The 17,437-nt window shown below is 70.8% G+C and carries 16 protein-coding genes; 11 read left to right on the plus strand and 5 right to left on the minus strand.

Annotation, left to right across the window (positions count from 1 at the left end; genetic code table 11):
- Positions 1–39: 39 nt before the first annotated feature.
- Together LDL49_RS30280 and LDL49_RS30285 are read right to left on the minus strand one after the other, a co-directional pair.
- A complete protein-coding gene (locus LDL49_RS30280; RefSeq protein WP_225295840.1) occupies positions 40–237 on the minus strand; it encodes a zf-HC2 domain-containing protein in 198 nt (65 codons plus the stop codon).
- A complete protein-coding gene (locus LDL49_RS30285) occupies positions 237–902 on the minus strand; it encodes a sigma-70 family RNA polymerase sigma factor (RefSeq protein ID WP_225295842.1) in 666 nt (221 codons plus the stop codon). Before LDL49_RS30285 ends, LDL49_RS30280 begins: the two co-directional genes overlap by 1 nt.
- On the opposite strand from LDL49_RS30285, the gene LDL49_RS30290 reads away from it, so the two are divergent.
- On the plus strand, positions 901–1,542 hold the full coding sequence (locus LDL49_RS30290; protein WP_225295844.1) for a DUF4142 domain-containing protein: 642 nt from the start codon (positions 901–903) through the stop codon (positions 1,540–1,542). The two genes, LDL49_RS30285 and LDL49_RS30290, sit on opposite strands and share 2 nt — an antisense overlap.
- A gap of 149 nt (positions 1,543–1,691) precedes the next feature.
- On the opposite strand, the gene LDL49_RS30295 is transcribed toward LDL49_RS30290, so the two are convergent.
- Complete coding sequence (locus LDL49_RS30295) at positions 1,692–1,901, minus strand: hypothetical protein (RefSeq protein ID WP_225295846.1); 210 nt, start codon at positions 1,899–1,901, stop codon at positions 1,692–1,694.
- 15 nt (positions 1,902–1,916) lie between these two features.
- On the opposite strand from LDL49_RS30295, the gene LDL49_RS30300 reads away from it, so the two are divergent.
- The 10 genes from LDL49_RS30300 to LDL49_RS30345 all read left to right on the plus strand — a co-directional run bounded on the left by LDL49_RS30300 (position 1,917) and on the right by LDL49_RS30345 (position 13,729).
- Positions 1,917–3,038 carry a DUF1996 domain-containing protein gene (locus LDL49_RS30300; protein WP_225295847.1) on the plus strand — a complete coding sequence of 374 codons (1,122 nt, stop codon included), beginning with the start codon at positions 1,917–1,919 and terminating at the stop codon, positions 3,036–3,038.
- Positions 3,039–3,092: 54 nt separating this feature from the next.
- Positions 3,093–3,872 (plus strand): hypothetical protein, encoded by a 780-nt coding sequence (locus tag LDL49_RS30305; protein ID WP_225295849.1) that lies wholly within the window; start codon positions 3,093–3,095, stop codon positions 3,870–3,872.
- A gap of 55 nt (positions 3,873–3,927) precedes the next feature.
- Positions 3,928–5,403 (plus strand): ferredoxin, encoded by a 1,476-nt coding sequence (locus LDL49_RS30310; protein ID WP_308016210.1) that lies wholly within the window; start codon positions 3,928–3,930, stop codon positions 5,401–5,403.
- A gap of 155 nt (positions 5,404–5,558) precedes the next feature.
- The gene (locus LDL49_RS30315; protein ID WP_225295851.1) at positions 5,559–6,995 is read left to right on the plus strand and encodes an FAD-binding oxidoreductase; all 1,437 of its coding nucleotides are present in this window, start codon (positions 5,559–5,561) and stop codon (positions 6,993–6,995) included.
- A gap of 42 nt (positions 6,996–7,037) precedes the next feature.
- Positions 7,038–7,667, plus strand: coding sequence for a GNAT family N-acetyltransferase (locus LDL49_RS30320; protein ID WP_225295853.1), 630 nt, complete (start codon positions 7,038–7,040; stop codon positions 7,665–7,667).
- A gap of 375 nt (positions 7,668–8,042) precedes the next feature.
- Positions 8,043–8,414 (plus strand): YybH family protein, encoded by a 372-nt coding sequence (locus LDL49_RS30325; RefSeq protein WP_225295855.1) that lies wholly within the window; start codon positions 8,043–8,045, stop codon positions 8,412–8,414.
- Positions 8,415–8,551: 137 nt separating this feature from the next.
- Entirely contained in the window at positions 8,552–9,859 is a 1,308-nt protein-coding gene (locus LDL49_RS30330; RefSeq protein ID WP_225295856.1) for an MFS transporter, read from the plus strand.
- Positions 9,856–10,893 (plus strand): hypothetical protein, encoded by a 1,038-nt coding sequence (locus tag LDL49_RS30335; RefSeq protein WP_225295858.1) that lies wholly within the window; start codon positions 9,856–9,858, stop codon positions 10,891–10,893. The genes LDL49_RS30330 and LDL49_RS30335 overlap by 4 nt, the downstream gene beginning before the upstream one ends.
- Positions 10,890–12,011, plus strand: a complete 1,122-nt coding sequence (locus LDL49_RS30340) for a DUF917 domain-containing protein (protein ID WP_225295860.1) — start codon at positions 10,890–10,892, stop codon at positions 12,009–12,011. Before LDL49_RS30335 ends, LDL49_RS30340 begins: the two co-directional genes overlap by 4 nt.
- The gene (locus LDL49_RS30345) at positions 12,008–13,729 is read left to right on the plus strand and encodes a helix-turn-helix domain-containing protein (RefSeq protein WP_225295862.1); all 1,722 of its coding nucleotides are present in this window, start codon (positions 12,008–12,010) and stop codon (positions 13,727–13,729) included. The genes LDL49_RS30340 and LDL49_RS30345 overlap by 4 nt, the downstream gene beginning before the upstream one ends.
- Before the next feature lie 33 nt (positions 13,730–13,762).
- Here the strand turns inward: LDL49_RS30345 and LDL49_RS30350 are convergent, their stop codons facing one another.
- Together LDL49_RS30350 and LDL49_RS30355 are read right to left on the minus strand one after the other, a co-directional pair.
- Positions 13,763–15,391 (minus strand): hydantoinase B/oxoprolinase family protein, encoded by a 1,629-nt coding sequence (locus tag LDL49_RS30350; protein WP_225295864.1) that lies wholly within the window; start codon positions 15,389–15,391, stop codon positions 13,763–13,765.
- Positions 15,388–17,436, minus strand: coding sequence for a hydantoinase/oxoprolinase family protein (locus LDL49_RS30355; RefSeq protein WP_225295866.1), 2,049 nt, complete (start codon positions 17,434–17,436; stop codon positions 15,388–15,390). Before LDL49_RS30355 ends, LDL49_RS30350 begins: the two co-directional genes overlap by 4 nt.
- Position 17,437: the final 1 nt, after the last annotated feature.

The following is a 17,437-nucleotide window of genomic DNA, read 5'->3' on the forward strand; positions in this document are numbered from 1 at the left end:
GCCTCGCCGTACCGATATCACCCGAAAAGGGGAAAAAGGTCAACGTGACATCGACATCGGCGGGTCGTCCTCAGCGGCTGAGGGCAGGTGTTTGAGCTCGTCGAGCCGGCTCGGAATCTCGGCCATGTCCTGGAGCTCCGCCTGGCACCTTGCGCATGTGTCGAGGTGGCGCTCGAACTCCTCCAGCTCCTCTTCATCGAGGACACCGAGGACGTAGGCGGCCACCCCTTCATGCATTACCCGGCTACCCCCTTGTCCCGCAGAAGCACACGGAGAGCCCGGATCCCGTAGTAGAGCCTGGACTTCACCGTGCCCGGCGGGATCCCCAGAATCTCCGCCGCTTCATTTATCGTACGGTCCCGAAGGTAGGTCTGCTCAATGACTTCCCGGTGTTCTTCTGACAGGCTCCGCAGCGCGTCAGCGACCACCATGGCCGAGAGCGCCCGCTCCGAGCCGTCAGGGACCGCCAACATGTCGACTTCCGGCGGTTCGACCTCGTGCGGCCGAACACTCTTACGCCGGCGACCGTCGATGACGATACGGCGGGCCACTGTCAGTAGCCATGCCCAGATGAGGCTGGGCTCCCATTGAAGTCTTGCCGAGTGACGCCAGGCTCTAACGATCGTCTCTTGAACGACGTCTTCGGCCCATTGAAGATCGTTCCCGGTCGACTTGCGTACGTGGCGCAGCAGAGGGCCGCCGAACTCCTGGTAGAGCACCGCAATGCGGTGTTCCGCCTCGGCATCCGTACTCTCTAACTTGCCGGCGAGATGACCTAGCACGGGGCACATCTTTACACCTTCGTTATCACTCCGGTAGCCACTCCGATAACTCCAGTCATTTCTGACTATTCCGACCCCGTGAGTGAACCGGTTCCCGAAGGCCCACGTACCTCCGATCATGCACAGGCTTTTGCGCGGCGAACTGCTCATGTTCGGCGGCTTCGCAGTGGCTGCCACGGTCACGATCCTGCTGGTCCTGCCACCAGGGAGCTCCGCAGGATCCACTCAGTACACGCAGTCGGCCGCCGGTCCCCTCGGGCCGGCGGACCGCGACCTGCTAGTCAGAGTACGCCAGGCGGGCCTCTGGGAGATTCCTGTTGGCCAATGGGCCCAGACACGCGCCGAGTCAGCGAGCGTGAAGGAGACCGGGAGGCACCTGGTCGAAGATCACACGAAGCTGGACGAGGCGACACGCGCGCTCGCCGCGAAACTCGGCGTGCCCATCCCAGACGTGGCCAATGCCGATCAGCAGAGCTGGATGGCCCAGCTGTCCGCGGAGAAGGGTCCCGCCTTCGACAAGGACTTCGCCAACCTGTTGCGAGCCGCGCACGGCAAGGTCTTCGCCGTCGTGGCAAACGTGCGGGCGGGGACCCGCAACAGCGAGATCAGGAAGTTCGCCAACACCGCCAACACGGTGGTGCTGAAGCACATGACGCTGCTCGAAGGCACTGGCCTGGTCGACTTCGGCGAGCTTCCCGAGCCCCCCACGCCCTCACCGGTTCCACCCGTCGCAACGGCGGTCGATACGAGGAGACAGTAATGAGGAGATCCAGACGCACGGCCGCGGCCGTGTCCGCCCTGGCCGTGATGGCCAGCGGCCTGGTGTCCGCGGCCGTGATCGGCGTCGGTCCGGCGCTTGCGGACCATTGCGATCCGGCGCAGCAGAGCAACAACCAGCAGCCGTCTCAATCACCGACGCAACAAAGGCGACAGCAGCAGGCTCCGGACAACCAGGACCAGCAACAGCAGCAGGACCAGGGTCAGCAACAGAACAACCAGGATCAGCAGCAACAGGACCAGGGGCAGCAGGACCAGCAAGGTCAGCAGCAACAGGACCAGCAGGGCCAGCAGCAGCAGGACCAGGGGCAGCAACAGCAGCAGGGTCAGCAGCAGCAGCAAGGCGGCGGAGCCCTCTTGGCCGCGCCGACCCCGGAGCCGGGAACGCAGGACACCGGTAACGGCCAGGACCAGCAGAACAACAACCAGGACCAGCAGCAGGACCAGCAGGACCAGCAGGACCAGCAAGGTCAGGATCAGCAACAGGACCAGCAGGGCCAGCAGCAGCAGCAGTTCCGCCGCCGGGGCAACAACAACAACCAGAACCCGACGAAGCGCCCGTCTGCCACCCCCTCCCCCACCGAGAGCGACCACGACGAGGGCGAGTGCGCCGACCTCGGCCCGTTCGTCGAGGACTTCGTCGACATCCGCCAGGTCGGCCGCGGCCAGCTCGCCAACCCCCAATTCGGTAGGAACGGTTCAAGGGGCACCTTCGTCTCCTCCTGCGGGACGAACGGCAACAAGCACAACAACCCCGACAACTTCATCGTCGCTCCGGGCGTGAGCAACGGCGCTCACCACCTGCACGACTACGTGGGCAACCTGACGACGGACGGGTTCTCGACGGACCAGAGTCTCGCCGCGGGCGGCACCACCTGCCGGTTCGGCGACAAGTCGGCCTACTTCTGGCCGGTGCTCCGCGATCGCAAGGTGGACGTCAACACCAGCGACCAGGACGGCAACGTCGGCCAGGTCCTGCGGGCCCGCCAGGTGACCCTCCAGTTCCGCGGCAACGCCTCGTCCAGGGTGGTCGCGATGCCGAGGTTCCTGAGGATCATCACCGGTGACGCCAAGGCGGCCACGAACGGCGGGGCGAACGCGAAGGCGGCGTGGACGTGTACCGGCTTCCAGAACCGCATCACTAATAACAAATATCCACTCTGCCCACGCGGCAGCCAGGTTGTCCGTATTCTAGATTTCCCAAGTTGCTGGGACGGCCAGAACACCGACAGCGCCAACCACCGTACGCACGTGGTGTTCCCGGGACAGGGTGGCGCCTGCCCGCAGGGAACCAAGGCCATCCCACAGCTGCGCATGTCCCTCACGTACTCGGTTCCACAGGGGCCGTCCTTCGCCGTGGACGCGTTCCCTGAGCAGAAGCACAATCCGGTGACCGATCACGCCGACTTCGCCAACGTGATGTCTGACCAGCTCATGAACTTCGTGGTCAGCTGCATCAACCGCGGACGTCGTTGCTGACGTAGATCGGCCCTCCCGAGTCGCACCCTCAATCGACGACCATGGAGGGAATCGATGCTCCACAGAAGACTGCCCCGGCACGCTCCGAGCAAGCTGGACTCCAGGTATGTCCGGTTCGGAGTAAGCGCCGTGCTCGCCGCGTTGGTCCTGGCGGGGTTCGCCCTGACCAGGACCGACAGCGGAATCTCCGTGCTCGGCCAAGGGGTGGCTTTCCTCGAGTTCTACGCGGGCGTGTTCGCCCTGGTGCTGCTGAGCGCGACGGTCGGGCTCGGCCTGCTCACTACCGAACGCGTCTTCCTGTCCCCGTCCAACAGGGTCAGGGCACAGCTGGCACACCGGGCCACAGCGATGATCGGGATGGCCTACCTGGTCACGCACATCACGCTCATGGTCAGTCTGGGGCATGCCCCACTGGCCGCGACAGTGGTCCCAATTGCCGGTATCTATGTGGGATTCGGCGCTGTAGCCTTCGACATGATGGTGATCATCGTTGTGTCGGGGATGGTCCGAGGACGGTTCGCGGTGACGGCCAAGCCATGGATTTGGCGGGCGCTCCACGCCACCGCGTACCTGTCCTGGCCCGTGGCCATCATGCATGGCCTGACCGCGGGCCGCCCTCCGGCGGCCTGGGTGGCGTGGTCCTACATCGCCTGCCTCGCGGCGGTCGGTGGGGCGCTGCTCGTACGAGTGCTCGCCACCATGCTCAGGCCGGCTCTCCAGCCGGAATGGGTGAAGACGCCGGAGGTCGACACCTCACCGGTCGAGCGGCCGGTGGACGTCAACGCGCCGGTGAGCCTGGACGCGGCGCGCAGGAAGTACCGGGAGGCGGGATGAGACCGCACAGGAATGCCCAGGAGGCGCCAGAGTGATCCCGCATAGAGTCCCACGCGTGTTACGCGTGGGCCCGGCCCGGCTGACCGCCGGGCTGGAGCACACGAGGCGGATCGATCTGCCGGCGCACCGGACGCTTCATGGCGAGCCGGTGTTGCGCGATATCGAGACCCTGATCGCCCAGGTGAACGAGGTCGACATGCGCGGCCGAGGCGGAGCGGCGTTCCCCGTCGGCCGCAAGCTGCGCGCCGTCGCCGACGCCGCCGGGGCCCGCGAGAGTGTCGTGCTGGTCAACGGCTCGGAGGGCGAGCCGGCCAGCTTCAAGGACACCATGATGCTCATCCGCAACCCGCACCTCGTGCTCGACGGAGCGGTTCTCGCCGCCGAGGCCCTGCACGCGCGCGAGGTCGTCGTGGCGATCGGGTCCGGCGGCGAGGTGGCCGAGTCGTCGGTCTCCGCGGCCGTGGCCGAGCGGCGCGCCGCCAATGTGGCGGGCGGCCAGGAGAGCCACGTACGGATCCGGGTGGTCGGCCTGGAGGAGCGGTTCATCTCGGGCGAGGGCGGCGCGCTGGTGCGCGGCGTCAACGGCGACCTGGCCATCCCCAACGGCCGCAAGAAGCGCGCCGCCGAGAGCGGCGTGGACGGCCTGCCCACACTGCTGTCGAACACGGAGACCTTCGCCCAGCTCGCCCTGCTCGCCGAGTTCGGCCCCGAAGGCTACGCCGAGTACGGCACCGCCAAGGAGCCCGGCACCGTCCTGCTCAGCGTGAGCGGCGGCGCCACCAACCCCGCCGTCGTGGAGGCGCCCACGGGCACCCCGCTGATCGACGTCCTCGACCTGTGCGAGGCGGAGATCGGCGACGGCGTCCTCATGGGCGGCTACCACGGCGCCTGGATGAGCTACGAGAACGCCCTCTCCGCGGTGATCTCGCGCGAAGGCATGAAGGCGATGGGCAGCGAGCTGGGAGCCGGGATCATCGTCCCGCTCGGCGACTCGACCTGCCCACTCGGCGAGACCACCCGGGTGGCGGCCTACCTCGCCGCCCAGTCCTCGGGCCAGTGCGGTCCGTGCCGCCTCGGGCTGCCCGACGTGGCGCGGGCACTGCTCGCGCTGGCCGAGGGCACCGGGTCCACGGACGCGGTACGCCGCACCGTACGGGCCGTCGAGCGGAGAGGCGCCTGCTTCCACCCCGACGGCACCGCCAGGTTCGTCCTCTCCTCCCTGGACGCCTTCGAGAGCGACATCGCGCTTCACCTGGAGTACGGCTCCTGCGGCCGGCCGGTCCGCGGCGTGCTGCCCCTCCCGGAGCACGAGGACGAGCCCGAGTACCGCCTGGACGTGGACTGGACCCGTTGCGAGGGCCACGGCCTGTGCGCGCACCTGCTGCCGGAATTCGTGGAACTGGACGAATACGGCTTCCCGTCCTTCAAGACCGTGCCGGGCTGGATGGCGAAGGAGGCGCGTCGGGCCGTCGACATGTGCCCCGCGCTGGCCCTGCGCCTCAACGAGTCCATAGCGGTACGGGCGGGTTAATCCCCCGGTCCGTCCGCCTGAGCGCGCTCAGGCGGACGGACCGGGCGCCCCTCCCGCACCCTGACCGGGCTCCCCTGGTTATGCATTTGTGACCAACCCGGCGGCTTCCAGGGTCGTCTCACCGATCGGTTCACCACGATCACCAGGAGACGACCATGGACCGCCGCGACTTCCTCCGCGCCGCCACGCTGGCACCGGTACTGGGCTTGGTCTCCGTACCGCCCGCGCTCGCCTCCTCCGCCCCCGACTGGCCGGGGTTACGCCGCCGCCTCACCGGCAAGCTGGTCCTGCCGGCCGACGCGGGGTACGGCGCGGCGCGACGGCTGTTCAATCCCGCCTTCGACGGCATCAGGCCGGGCGGCGTCGCCTACTGCGCGACCCCCGCGGACGTCTCCGCGTGCCTGTCCTTCGTCCGCGCGAACCGCCTGCCCGTCACCGCCCGCTCGGGCGGCCACTCCTACGCGGGCTGGTCCACCGGCACCGGCCTGGTGATCGACGTCTCCCGGATGAACTCCGTCAGCTACGCGGCCGGCCGCGCCACCGTGGGCGCCGGGGCCAAGCTGGTCGACGTCTACGACAAGCTGGCCCGCCACGGCGTGAGCATCCCCGCCGGTTCGTGCCCCACGGTCGGGGTGAGCGGCCTGGCGCTGGGCGGCGGGATCGGCGTGGTCTCCAGGAAGTATGGGCTGACCTGCGACACGCTCGAGTCCGTACGGATCGTCACGGCCGACGGCCGCCTCCTGACCTGCGACGCCGACCACCACCCCGACCTCTACTGGGCGTGCAGGGGCGGCGGCGGCGGGAACTTCGGCGTGGCCGTGTCCTTCACCTTCCGCACCCACCAGACCCGCGACACCACCGTGTTCTTCCTGCACTGGCCGTGGGCCAAGGCCGAGGCGGCGGTCAAGGCCTGGCAGTCCTGGGCGCCCACCGCGCCGGACGAGCTGTGGTCCACGCTGCACCTGACCCGGAACAACGGGCTGGACGTGCAGATCGGCGGCACGTACCTGGGCGGGAAGGCGGCGCTCGACCGCCTCCTGGCACCGCTCGTCGCCGGGATCGGCCGCCCCTCCTCCCGCTACGCCTCCACGACGTCCTACGGACACGCCATGATGGTCATGGCGGGCTGCTCGTCGCTCTCGGTCGCACAGTGCCACCTTCCGGGCCAGACCGCCGCGGGCCGCCTCAGCCGGGACACCTTCGCGGCCAAGTCGCACCTGGCCTACCAGAAGCTGTCGGCGGCCGGGGTCAGGGCGCTGGTCGCCGGGGCGGCCCAGGCTGGGGAGCACACCGTGCAACTGGACGCGCTGGGTGGCGCGGTCGCCCGCGTCCGCCCGGACGCCACCGCCTTCCCGCACCGGGCGGCGTTGTTCGGCGTCCAGTACTACTCGAAGGGCACCGGCCGGGCCTGGCTGCGCGGCATCCACGGCGACATGCGTGCGCATCTGGGCGATCACGCGTACGTGAACTACATCGACCCGGACCTGACCGACTGGCGGAGCGCCTACTACGGAGCCAACGCGCCGCGCCTGGCCGCCGTGAAGGCCGCCTACGATCCCGGCCGGGTCTTCCACCTGCCCCAAGGTGTCTAAATCGGTCGCCGGACCGGGCCGTGAGCTGGGAAGATCAGTGACATGCGCAACTGGCCGCTCTTCGGGCTCTCCGTGACCACCCCGCGTCTCGAACTCCGCGTGCCGTCGCTCGCGGACCTCGACGAGCTCGGTGATCGAGCGGCCGAGGGCGTGCACGAGCCGGGCTACATGCCGTTCCTGTTCCCGTGGTCCGACGCCGAGCCGCAGGAGCGGGCCAAGGCCACCGTCCGCTACCACTTCCGTACCTGGGCCGAGTTCAGCAGGGAGAAGTGGACGCTGGAGTTCGCGGTGGTCTCCGAGGGGCGGGTGGTCGGCGTGCAGGCGCTGATGGCCTCCGACTTCCTGGTCACCCGGGAGGTCGGGACGGGCTCGTGGCTCGGCAAACGCTTCCAGGGCAGGGGCATCGGCAGGGAGATGCGCGCGGCGGTGCTCCACCTGGCCTTCGAGGGTCTGGGCGCGGAGTACGCGACGACGGAGGCGTTCCACGACAACCACGCCTCACTCGCGGTGACGCGCCGCCTCGGCTACCACGAGGACGGCATCATCCTGCACAACCGAAAGGGCACGGTGGCGACGGGCCGCCGCTTCCGCCTGCCCCGTACCGACTGGAAACCGATGGACGGCATCGACATCCACAACCTGGACCCCTGCCTCCCCCTCTTCGGCCTCTAGCACGACGCCCGCGGGCCCCTTTCGTCCTCTCCCTCGGAAGGACCCATGGGGCGGACCGCCTTCTTCCCCGCCTCCGAAGGCTGCGTCCCTCCCGAGAGGCCCAGCCACCACTCCTCGCCACGGAAGAGGGCGTCCGTCCATAGGACCTCTGCCACAACAGGCCCTCCCCTTGCCCGCCCCCGAAAGGGGACCCCAAAGAGCCCAGCCACCACGGACCGCCTTCTTCCCCTCCCCCAGAGGGGGTATCTCCCAAAGGAACCCCAGCCACCACGGACCGTCACAGGGACCGAGACGGGTCGGAGAGGCTGACAGGGCCTTTAAAGTGACTGGTCGACCGCAGGCCATCAAGCAAGCGACCCGAATGAGAGGCCAACGATGACTCGCCAGGCAGTGTGGGCGGTGGTGACGAACATGTACGACGCCTACGCCAGAGGCGACAGGGCCGGCATCGACCGCCTGCTGCACCCCGAGGCCACGATCTTCGACTCCGAGGCGCCCGACCTGATCACCAGCAGAACCCAGCTGGACAAGGTGCGCGACGCCCGCCCGGCCGACGGTCCCAAGGAGACGGGGGTGACGCCGTACGACGAGGTCGTGGACGTCTGGGGCGACACCGCACTGGCCCGCTACCTCCTGCGCGTCGACTACGAAACAGGCAAGCCCGAGATCGTACGAACCACGACCGTGCTGCGACGCTTCGCCAGCGGCGAATGGCTCATCGTGCACGTCCATGAGAACACCCGCTGACCTGCACGTATCCTGAAATATCAGGGCAAGGTGCACAAGGCGGCAGGCCAGGCATGGGCGCCGTGCACACAGGGAGGAAAAGGGGCGGTCCTAGGGTGCGCCATATCCCAGCAGCGCCCCTGCTCCGAGGAGTACCCATGACCGCCACCGACGCCAGGACACTGCCCATCGGGGCGGCGTTCGACCGGATGCCGTTCACCCGACGGCATCTGCTCATCGCCGCGGCCCTGTTCATCGCTTTCGTCATCGAGTCGTGGGAACAGCTCGCGCTCATCTACGTCTCCGGCGACCTGGGCGACGACCTCGGCATCGGACCGGCGGGCATCGGCGTGGTCCTCTCGGCGGTGGCCTTCGGCATGATCCCCGGCTCGCTCGTCTGGGGACCGCTCGCCGACCGCATCGGCCGCAAGCCCGCCTGCTTCTGGTCGCTGCTGGCCTACGGAGTGATCGCCTTGGCCTCGGCCTTCGCCCCGAACATGGCCACCCTCGTCACCCTCCGCGTCGCCTCGGGTCTGGCCCTCGCGGGCGTCTACACCATCACCTTCCCGTACTTCCTCGAACTGCTGCCCACCAGGAGCCGAGGCAGGGCGGCGGTCTACCTGTCGATCGGCTGGCCCATCGGCATGCTCGCCGCCATCGGCGCCTCCGTGACGCTGGGCCACCTGGGCTGGCACATCGTGGTCCTGGCCAGCGCGGCGGCGGGGCTGTGGGCGTTCGCGATCAGGGCGTGGGTGCCCGAGTCGCCGTACTGGCTGGCCGCGCGCGGCCGTCAGGACGAGGCCCGCCAGGTGCTGCGCGCCCTGAGCAGCCCCGACGCCGACGCCACCTTCACCGTCGCGACCCAGCGCGTGGGCCACCCGCTCGACCTCCTGCGCGGCCGGCTGACGAAGATCACCGTGGTGATGCTGCTGCTGAACTTCGCCTTCAACTGGGGCTACTGGGGTCTGCAGACCTGGCTGCCGTCACTGCTGCAGGAGAAGGGCCTCACCCTCGACTCCTCGCTCGGCTTCGCCGCGCTGAGCGCGCTGATGATGATCCCCGGCTACGTCAGCGCGTCGCTGCTGACCGGCCGGTTCGGCCGCAAGAAGGTCTTCCTCGTGTACGTCGTGGCGGCCGCGCTCGGCGGCCTGTGGTTCGCGCTCGCGGACTCCACCTTCGAGCTGTACGCGGGCAACTTCGTCCTGTCGTTCTTCAGCCTGGGCGCGTGGGGCGTCTGGAACACGTGGAACGGCGAGTTCTACCCAACCGCGCTGCGTGGCACCGGCTACTCGTGGGCGACGGCCGCGCAGCTGGTGGCCACGACGATGGCGCCCTCGGCGGTGGGCGCGCTGCTGGCGAACGCGACAGGGTTCACCGCGACGATGCTGGTGATCAACGCGTTCATGGCGGTCACGGCCCTGCTCGCGGTGCCGCTGCCGGAGACAGAGGGACACGAGCTGGAATGATCCTCGGCCTCGCTCCCGGACGGCTCACGACCACCGTCGTGGCCGTCCGCGATGGCGTCCCGGTGTCCTCATGGTCCTTGCCCGGTACGGCAGACACCGCGTTCCCCGCAACAGGCGCGCTGGACGCGCTCGCGGAGGCCCTCCCTGACAGCAGCCGGGCAATCCCGGCCAGCGGCTTCAGCGCTCTCGGGGCGGAGCGGCCGGGGGAGATCCGCGCGGCCTGCGTGGCGATGGATCTCGACGCCGAGCCGACCGCGCCGGTGGCCGCGATCAGGGTGGGAGGGCCGTGTCCCCCGGCTCTCGCCCCGCACGTACCGCACCCTCAGGGAGCCGCGACGATCGTGCGCGGCGGGCACAGCCTCACCGGCCGCCCCCTGGCCGCCCTCGACACCGACGCCGTACGGGCCTTCGCCGCTGGGTGCGGCCTGGTGGACTTCGCGGTGACGGCCACCGGGTCGCCTGCCCTCGCCGACCACGAGCTGGCGGTGGCCGACCTGGTGGCCGCCGAGGTGCCAGAAGCCCGCATCACGCTGTCCTACGAGTTCGGCAGGCCGGGACTGCGCGAACGGGAACGCGAGGCGATACTCAACGCGTCTCTGCGCCCCCAGGCTGAACGGCTGGCCGACCTGGTGGCCTCGTGGCTTCCCGGCATCCCCGTGTACTTCGCGCGGACCGGCGGTGGCCTCGTCTCGGCCCACTACTTCCGCCGCTACCCCCTGGTGTGCGCCCGAGGCGCCACCGCCGCCGCCCTCCGTGGCGGGCAGCCGGAGGCGGATCGCCCCGATGCCGCAGTGGCGTTCGGTGCGACGCTGGCGGTGCCGGTGGCTGAGGTGGAACGCATCGTGCAGGCCAGAGGCAGGGCCGAGCTCGACCGGGAGCTGGGCGACGCCCGTGACGAGGCGCTGACCCGAGTGGTGAGCGCGGGCGCCGTCCCAGGCTCGGCCCGCATCGAGGAGATGACGGTCAACCCGGTGTCCTACCTGCCCGACGGCCTCTACCGGGTACGCGTCACCGCCGCCGGGAGCACCCCATGACCACCCCCGGCGAACCCCCACCCGAGCGGCACCGCCCCTCCGCCTACCGCCCGATCTCCGCGCACCAAGACGGGGTGGCCCCTGAGGCTGGCATGATCGGGCAGGCGGAGCTGGCGGCGCTCGCCGCCGGGTCGAGGCTGTTCGCCACCGGAGCGGCCGAGTCCTCCTTCCATCTGACGCTCGACTGGGCCGACGCGGTCCTCGACAAGCCGGTACGGCTCGTGGCGGCCACCGACCTGCCTCCCGACACCCTGTGCGTCGCGATCACCCTGGTCGGCTCCACGACGGCCCTGGGCGAGCAGTTGCCAGGAGGCGGCGAGCCCACGAGAGCCGTACAGGCGCTGGAACGTCGGCTCGGCACCCGCTCAGGCGCGATCGTGGCCCTGAACCTGGCCGCCGAGAACGCGCTCCTCCCCCTGATCACCGCAGCGACACTTGGCCTGCCGCTGGTCGACGGCGATGGGACGGGCCGGGTGTTCCCGCTGGTGGAACAGACGACCTACACCCTCGGCGGCATCAGCTCCGCCCCGCTGGCGCTGGCCGGTCCCGGGGAAGAGCTGGTGCTGATCGAGACGGCGCCCGACCGGGTGGAGGAGACGCTGCGGCCGGTGGTTCTGTCGTTCGGCGGGTGGGGGCTGGCCGCCTGTTATCCCATGCGGGCCGCCGACCTCGCCCGGACGCTGGTGCCCGGAACCGTGTCGATGCTGATGGCGGCGGGCCGGCCGGGCGCGCTGCGGTCGGCCGCCGCGCCGTACGGCGTGCGCCGGCTGTGCGCGGGGCGGATCGTCGCGGTCGAGGGCAGCAGCGGGCATGGCGCGGACCTGGCGATGCCGTCGGTCCCGTCGAGCATCGTGGTGGAGGAGAGCGAGGGGCTCGGCAGGCTGGTACGCCTGGAGGCACACAACGAGATCGTGCTCGCGCTGGCCGACGGGGCGGCGGTGGCGATGGCGCCCGACCAGATCTGCATGATCTCCTCGGCGGACGGGATGGTGGTGGACGTGGACAAGGCGGAGCCGGGGATGGCGATCGAGGTGCTGGTGCTGCCCGCCGCCCCCGCCTGGCACACCGACGAGGGCCGCGCACTGGGCGGCCTGCGCGCGTTCGGGGTCCCGCTATGACGACGGGGAGCGGGACGCGGGGCTGGGAGGTGCCCGTCACGGTGGCCGAGCTGGTCAACGGGGGGCCGCTGGCGGGTGCGCGCATGTACGGCACCGGTGAGCGCCCGGTTCATCACGTGCGCATCGTCGACGACCTGTCGGTGTTCTCCACGGTGGCCCCGCACACGGCCGTGGTGCTGATCGGCCAGGCCGCCGGTGGCGGCTGGGCGGTGGAGATGGCGATGCGGCGGGCCTGGGAGCAGGCGGCGGCGTGCGTGATCGCGCCCGCCGAAGGCGCGGGCACGGTCTCGGGCGGTTCGAGCGCGGTGCTGGCCGAGCGCCTGGGCATCACATTGATCTTCGTGGACGCCGATCCGCTGGTGACGGCCGTGGAGGTGGCGTCGGCGGCGGCCCGTCCCGCGGCCGCGCGTACCCAGCTCGTCGCCCGCTGCGCGACCCGGCTGGCCGAGGCGGGCGCTTCAGCGCGGCGGGTGCTGGGGGTGCTCAACGCCGAACTGCCCGGCACCTCGGTGGCCTTCGTCGATGAGTACGGCCTGCTCCTGGCGGGCCGGGCGGCCGCTCTGTCGCCGGGCCGCGCGTCTGGCCATCGCGCCGCCCCAAGCGCTGCTTCGGAGCCCTGGCCCGTCGAGGTGGTGGTACGCGGCCCTGACGGGCTGGTGCTGGGCAGGCTGGTAGCGGCCGGCCCGGCGAAGTCGGCCGGCTGGCCCGCGGTGGTACGGACGGTGCTCAGCCTGGCCGTCGCTCCGCTGGTGACGTGGGCGGCGGCCGAACGGCTGGCGGCATCCGGCGACTTCGCCCTCCAGTCCGCCTTGGCCGACCGCCTCCTCGCCGAAGCCGCCACCGAGGCTGCCACTGATGTCGCCACCGAAGCCGTTGCTGGAGTCGCCTCCCAAGCCGCCACCGGGAGCACCGCCGCAGAAGCAGGCGCACCGCCGCCAGAAACAGGCGCCAAAGGAAACAGGCGCCCAGGAACGGGCGCGCCGGAAACGAGCCCTCCGGCCGCAGAAACGGACAAGCCGGAAACAGGCGCCCCGGAAACAGGCCCGCCGACCGCAGATACGGCCACAGAGACGGGTGCGCGGGCGGTGGCTCAGGGGTGGGCGGTGCGCGGGCCGGTGGCGGCGTTCATGGTCAGGCCCCAGGGACGGACACCGGATCCGGGCGACGCGGAACGCGTACGAGCGGTCATCGTCGCCACCGTGGGACAGGTGCCGGTGATCAGCAGGGAGGACGGCTGGGCGGGCTGGTCGCCGCTGCCCCCAGACCGGCTGACCGAACGGCTCGGCGCGGCCGTACGCGCGCTGCCCTGGCCATGCGCGGCGGGCGTCGGCGCGCAAGTCGCCCACCTGCGGGCGATGCGGGACTCGCTGCTCGGCGCCCAGGCGGCCGCGTTCCTCGCGGCACCGGGAGGCGTCGCCCGTTCCGACCGGATGGGCCCGGCCGAGCTGCTGGCCGCCATCCCGGGGAGCGCGCTCAGGGCCCCCGCCACCGTGGTGCTCCAGCCGCTGCTGGCCATCGACCGGGACGGCACGCTGCTGGAGACGCTCGCCGCGGTGCTGGGCGAGGGCGGCGCGATCAAGGCCGCCGAACGCCTCGGCGTGCACCGCAACACCGTGACCGCCCGCCTGGACAGGATCAGGGAGGCCGGGTACGACCTGGACGACCGCGCCACCCGGCTAGCGCTCCAGCTGGCCTGCCACGTGATCAAAGGAGGCTAGGCCGCACTGCCGAGTGACCATCCCCTGGCCGCGCTACCCGGTGATCATCCCCTGGGTGAGGTCGTCCGCCACGGCATCAGGATCGCGCAGGTCCGCCTGACCGTACCCACCGCCGCCGCCCGACTCGCAGCGCAGCACGTCCCCCGCGCTGACCGGCAGCGCGTTGACCTTGAGCATCTCGCGCTGCCGCGGCGTGCCGGGGTTGAGCGTGACGCGGGGCGGCGCGCCGGCCGCGCCGCCGGCCAGGCCCCAAGCAGGGGTGACCGAGCGCTCGAACCACAGCGACAGCGAGGTGTCGCCGATGAACTCGTACTCGCGGACCACGCCGTTACCCCCGCGCCACTGTCCCTGGCCGCCGGTGTCGGGGCGGACCTCGTAGCGGGTGACGCGGACCGGGAAGAGCGTTTCGAGCACCTCGATCGGCATATCGCGCAGCGACCCGTTCACGTTGTTGATCAGGCAGTTCTCGCCGTCGCCGCCCTCCCAGGCGCCCCAGCCGCCGACCGTGGCCTCCTGCGAGACGTACAGCTTGCCGGTACGCGGGTCGGCGCCGGTGAACTGGACGATGAGGGAGTCGCCGTAAGAAGCGGCGGCGGCCCTGCCGGGCACGACCGGGGCCAGCGCCTTGACGACGAGGTCGATGAGCAGGCCGAGGTGGGAGTAGTAGTACTGGCAGGCGGCGGGCGACCGGGCGGCCAGCATGGAGCCCGGCCTGGTGGCCACGTCGAGGGGGCGGAACGAGCCGCCGTTGAGCGGCACGTCGGCGCTGATGAGCAGCTTGAACGCGACGCGGACGGCGGCGACCGCCTGGGCCGCCCCGCAGTTGACCGGCCCGGTCGCCTGGTCGGCGCAGTCGGTGAGGTCGACGTGGACGCGCTCACCCTCGACGGTCACGGTGACGTTGACCGGCAGCGGGGTGGACAGGTCGATGCCGTCGTTGTCGAGGTACCCGCCGGCGGTGTAGGTGCCGTCGGGGATGGCGGCGACGGCCTGGCGTTCGAGACGCTCGGTCTGGGCGAAGATCTCGTCGCGGGCCGCCATCACGGTCTCGACGCCCCAGCGCCCCACGATCTCGGCCAGGCGCCGCTGCCCGGTCATCGCGCAGGCGACCTGGGCGCGCATGTCGCCGAGCGTGGCGTGGGGGAAGCGGACGTTCCGGGCGATGACCTCGTGCAGGTCGCGGCAGGGCGCGCCGTTCTCGTAGATCTTCATCGGGCCCATGCGCAGGCCCTCCTGGAAGATCGAGGTGGAGTCCATGGAGCCGCCGGGGTCCTTGGAGCCCATGTCGAGCCAGTGGGCGCGCGAGGCGGCGAACCCCACGAGCTCGCCGCCGACGAAGATCGGGCCGTAGACCGTGACGTCGTTGAGGTGCGTGCCGCCGATGTAGGAGTCGTTGAGCACCCAGACGTCGCCCTCCCGCCAGACGTCACGGCCGAACATCCGCTCGGTCTCGCGGGTGCACACCTCCAGGTTGCCGAGGAAGATCGGCAGGCCGCTCGACTGGCCGAGGACGTTGTGGTCGCGGTCCAGGAGCGCGACGGCGCAGTCCTTGGCCTCGTAGATGACCGGCGTGTAGGAGGAGCGGATGAGCGTGGTGTTCATGTCCTCCGCCGCCTGGAGGAGCGCGCAGCGGATGATCTCTGTGGTCACGGGGTCGATCATGAGGTCACCTTGATGATCAGGAAGCCGTTGGCGTCGACGGTGGCCAGGCAGCCGGGCGGGATGACGGTGGTGGCCGTCTCCTCCACCACGATGGCGGGCCCCTCGACCTCGCCGTTCAGGGGGCCGGGCAGGGCGCTTCTGCGCAGGACGGCGGTGCGGTGCACCTGTCCGTCGAAGATCACGTCGCGTACGGCGGGCGGGTGCGTCTCGCGCGCCGGAGCCGCGGTGGCGGCCTTGGGGAAGGTGCCGAAGCCGGTGCTGCGCAGCATGACGAACTCGACCGGTGCCTCGGGCGTGGCATGGCCGTACCTGCTGGTGTGGGCCTCGGCGTAGCGCTGGGCGATGGCTTGGAGGAAGCCGGGCGACGCGGGCTCCGTGGCGTCCAGGAGCGGGATCGTGAGCGTGTAGTCCTGCCCCTCGTAGCGCATGTCCAGCGCGTGCTCGACCCGCCGCCGGTCGTGGGCGACGCCCTGGCTGTCGAGCGCGGCCATGGCGTCGCGTTCGAGCTCGGCCAGCCGCGCCGCCAGGTGCCCGCCGTCGAGGTCGTCCTGCGCGCGGAAGTACGGATGGGTGAGGTCGCGCCGTACGTCGGCCTCCAGCATCCCCCACGCGGAGAAGGCGCCGGGAAAGCGCGGCACGACCACCTCGCCGATGCCGAGCTCGCGGGCGATGAAGACGGCGTGCATGGCGCCCGCGCCGCCGAAGGCGACCAGGGCGAACTCGCGCGGCTCCACGCCGTGCTCGACCGTGAGCGTACGGATGGCCTGGGCCATCTTGGCGTTGGCGATGTCGCAGACGCCCTCGGCCAGCTGGAGCGGGTCCATGCCGAGGGTCCCGGCGAGCGTGGCGACGGCCGTCCCCGCGGCCTCGACGTCCAGCTCCATCAGACCGCCGGCGAACCAGGCGGGATCGACCCGGCCCAGCACCACGTTGGCGTCGGTCACGGTCGGCCGGTCGCCGCCCCTGCCGTAGCAGGCGGGCCCCGGCACGGCTCCCGCCGACTCGGGGCCGACGCGCAGCGCGCCCGCCTCGGCGTAGGCGATGGAGCCGCCGCCCGCGCCGATGGTGTGCAGGTTCACGATCGGCATCAGGACGGGGAAGCCCTCGATGTGCGCCTCGGCGCTGACGTCCGGGCGGCCGTTGACGACGAGGGAGACGTCGAAGGAGGTGCCGCCCATGTCCACGCAGATGGCGTTCGCGCGGCCGAGCAGGCGGGCCGCGGCAACCCCGCCCATCGTGCCGCCGACGGGGCCCGACAGCAGGGTCTGCAGGGGCCGCCGCATCGCGAAACCCGCGTTGACCAGGCCGCCGGACGACTGCATCACGTGTACGGGCACGGTCAGGCCGCGCTCGGCGAAGCGCCGCTCAATCCGCGACAGGTAGGTGCGCACGACCGGTCCGGCGTAGGCCTCGAGCACGGCGGAGGAGGTGCGCTCGTACTCGCGCCACTCCCTGGCCACCTCGTGACTGAGCACGACCAGGACGTCGTCGCCGAGCTCCTGCCGGAGGATCTCGCCCGCGCGGAGCTCGTGGGCCGGGTTGGCGAAGGAGAACAGCAGCGTGACCGCGACGGCGTCGAAACCCTCGGCCCTGACGCGCTGCGCGGCCCGCCGTACGGCCTGCTCGTCGAGGGGCTCGAGCTCCGCGCCGCGCCAGTCGAGCCGGCCCGCCGCCTCCATGACGTCGGCACGAGGCACCAGCGGCGTCGGTTTGCGGTAACGCAGGTCGAACATGCGCTCGCGGTTGCCGCGGGCGATCTGGTAGACGTCGCGCGCGCCGGCGCTGGTCAGCAGCAGGACCTTGGCGCCCTTGCGTTCGAGCAGGGCGTTGAGACCCTGGGTGGTGCCGTGCACGAAGAAGGAGATCCACGAGAAGGAGATCAAGGTCGGGTCGTCGACCACGCGGCCGAGAGCGGCGAAGACGCCCTCGGCGAGATCTCCGGGGGTGGTCGGCGCCTTCGAGGCCAGCACGGCACCGGTCTGCTCGTCGTAGCAGACCACGTCGGTGAAGGTACCGCCGATGTCCATGGCGACACGAAAAGTCATG

It is taken from the genome of Nonomuraea aurantiaca, from assembly GCF_020215705.1.
Classification (GTDB): domain Bacteria; phylum Actinomycetota; class Actinomycetes; order Streptosporangiales; family Streptosporangiaceae; genus Nonomuraea; species Nonomuraea aurantiaca.

Excerpts from the sequence above, each read along its gene's own strand:
- LDL49_RS30325 (WP_225295855.1), top strand. The coding sequence starts at position 8,043 with ATGACTCGCCAGGCAGTGTGGGCGGTGGTGACGAACATGTACGACGCC.
- LDL49_RS30280 (WP_225295840.1), bottom strand. The coding sequence starts at position 237 with ATGCATGAAGGGGTGGCCGCCTACGTCCTCGGTGTCCTCGATGAAGAG.
- LDL49_RS30320 (WP_225295853.1), top strand. The coding sequence starts at position 7,038 with ATGCGCAACTGGCCGCTCTTCGGGCTCTCCGTGACCACCCCGCGTCTC.
- LDL49_RS30335 (WP_225295858.1), top strand. The coding sequence starts at position 9,856 with ATGATCCTCGGCCTCGCTCCCGGACGGCTCACGACCACCGTCGTGGCC.
- LDL49_RS30345 (WP_225295862.1), top strand. The coding sequence starts at position 12,008 with ATGACGACGGGGAGCGGGACGCGGGGCTGGGAGGTGCCCGTCACGGTG.
- LDL49_RS30290 (WP_225295844.1), top strand. The coding sequence starts at position 901 with ATGCACAGGCTTTTGCGCGGCGAACTGCTCATGTTCGGCGGCTTCGCA.
- LDL49_RS30315 (WP_225295851.1), top strand. The coding sequence starts at position 5,559 with ATGGACCGCCGCGACTTCCTCCGCGCCGCCACGCTGGCACCGGTACTG.
- LDL49_RS30355 (WP_225295866.1), bottom strand. The coding sequence starts at position 17,436 with ATGACTTTTCGTGTCGCCATGGACATCGGCGGTACCTTCACCGACGTG.
- LDL49_RS30350 (WP_225295864.1), bottom strand. The coding sequence starts at position 15,391 with ATGATCGACCCCGTGACCACAGAGATCATCCGCTGCGCGCTCCTCCAG.
- LDL49_RS30330 (WP_225295856.1), top strand. The coding sequence starts at position 8,552 with ATGACCGCCACCGACGCCAGGACACTGCCCATCGGGGCGGCGTTCGAC.
- LDL49_RS30305 (WP_225295849.1), top strand. The coding sequence starts at position 3,093 with ATGCTCCACAGAAGACTGCCCCGGCACGCTCCGAGCAAGCTGGACTCC.
- LDL49_RS30340 (WP_225295860.1), top strand. The coding sequence starts at position 10,890 with ATGACCACCCCCGGCGAACCCCCACCCGAGCGGCACCGCCCCTCCGCC.
- LDL49_RS30285 (WP_225295842.1), bottom strand. The coding sequence starts at position 902 with ATGATCGGAGGTACGTGGGCCTTCGGGAACCGGTTCACTCACGGGGTC.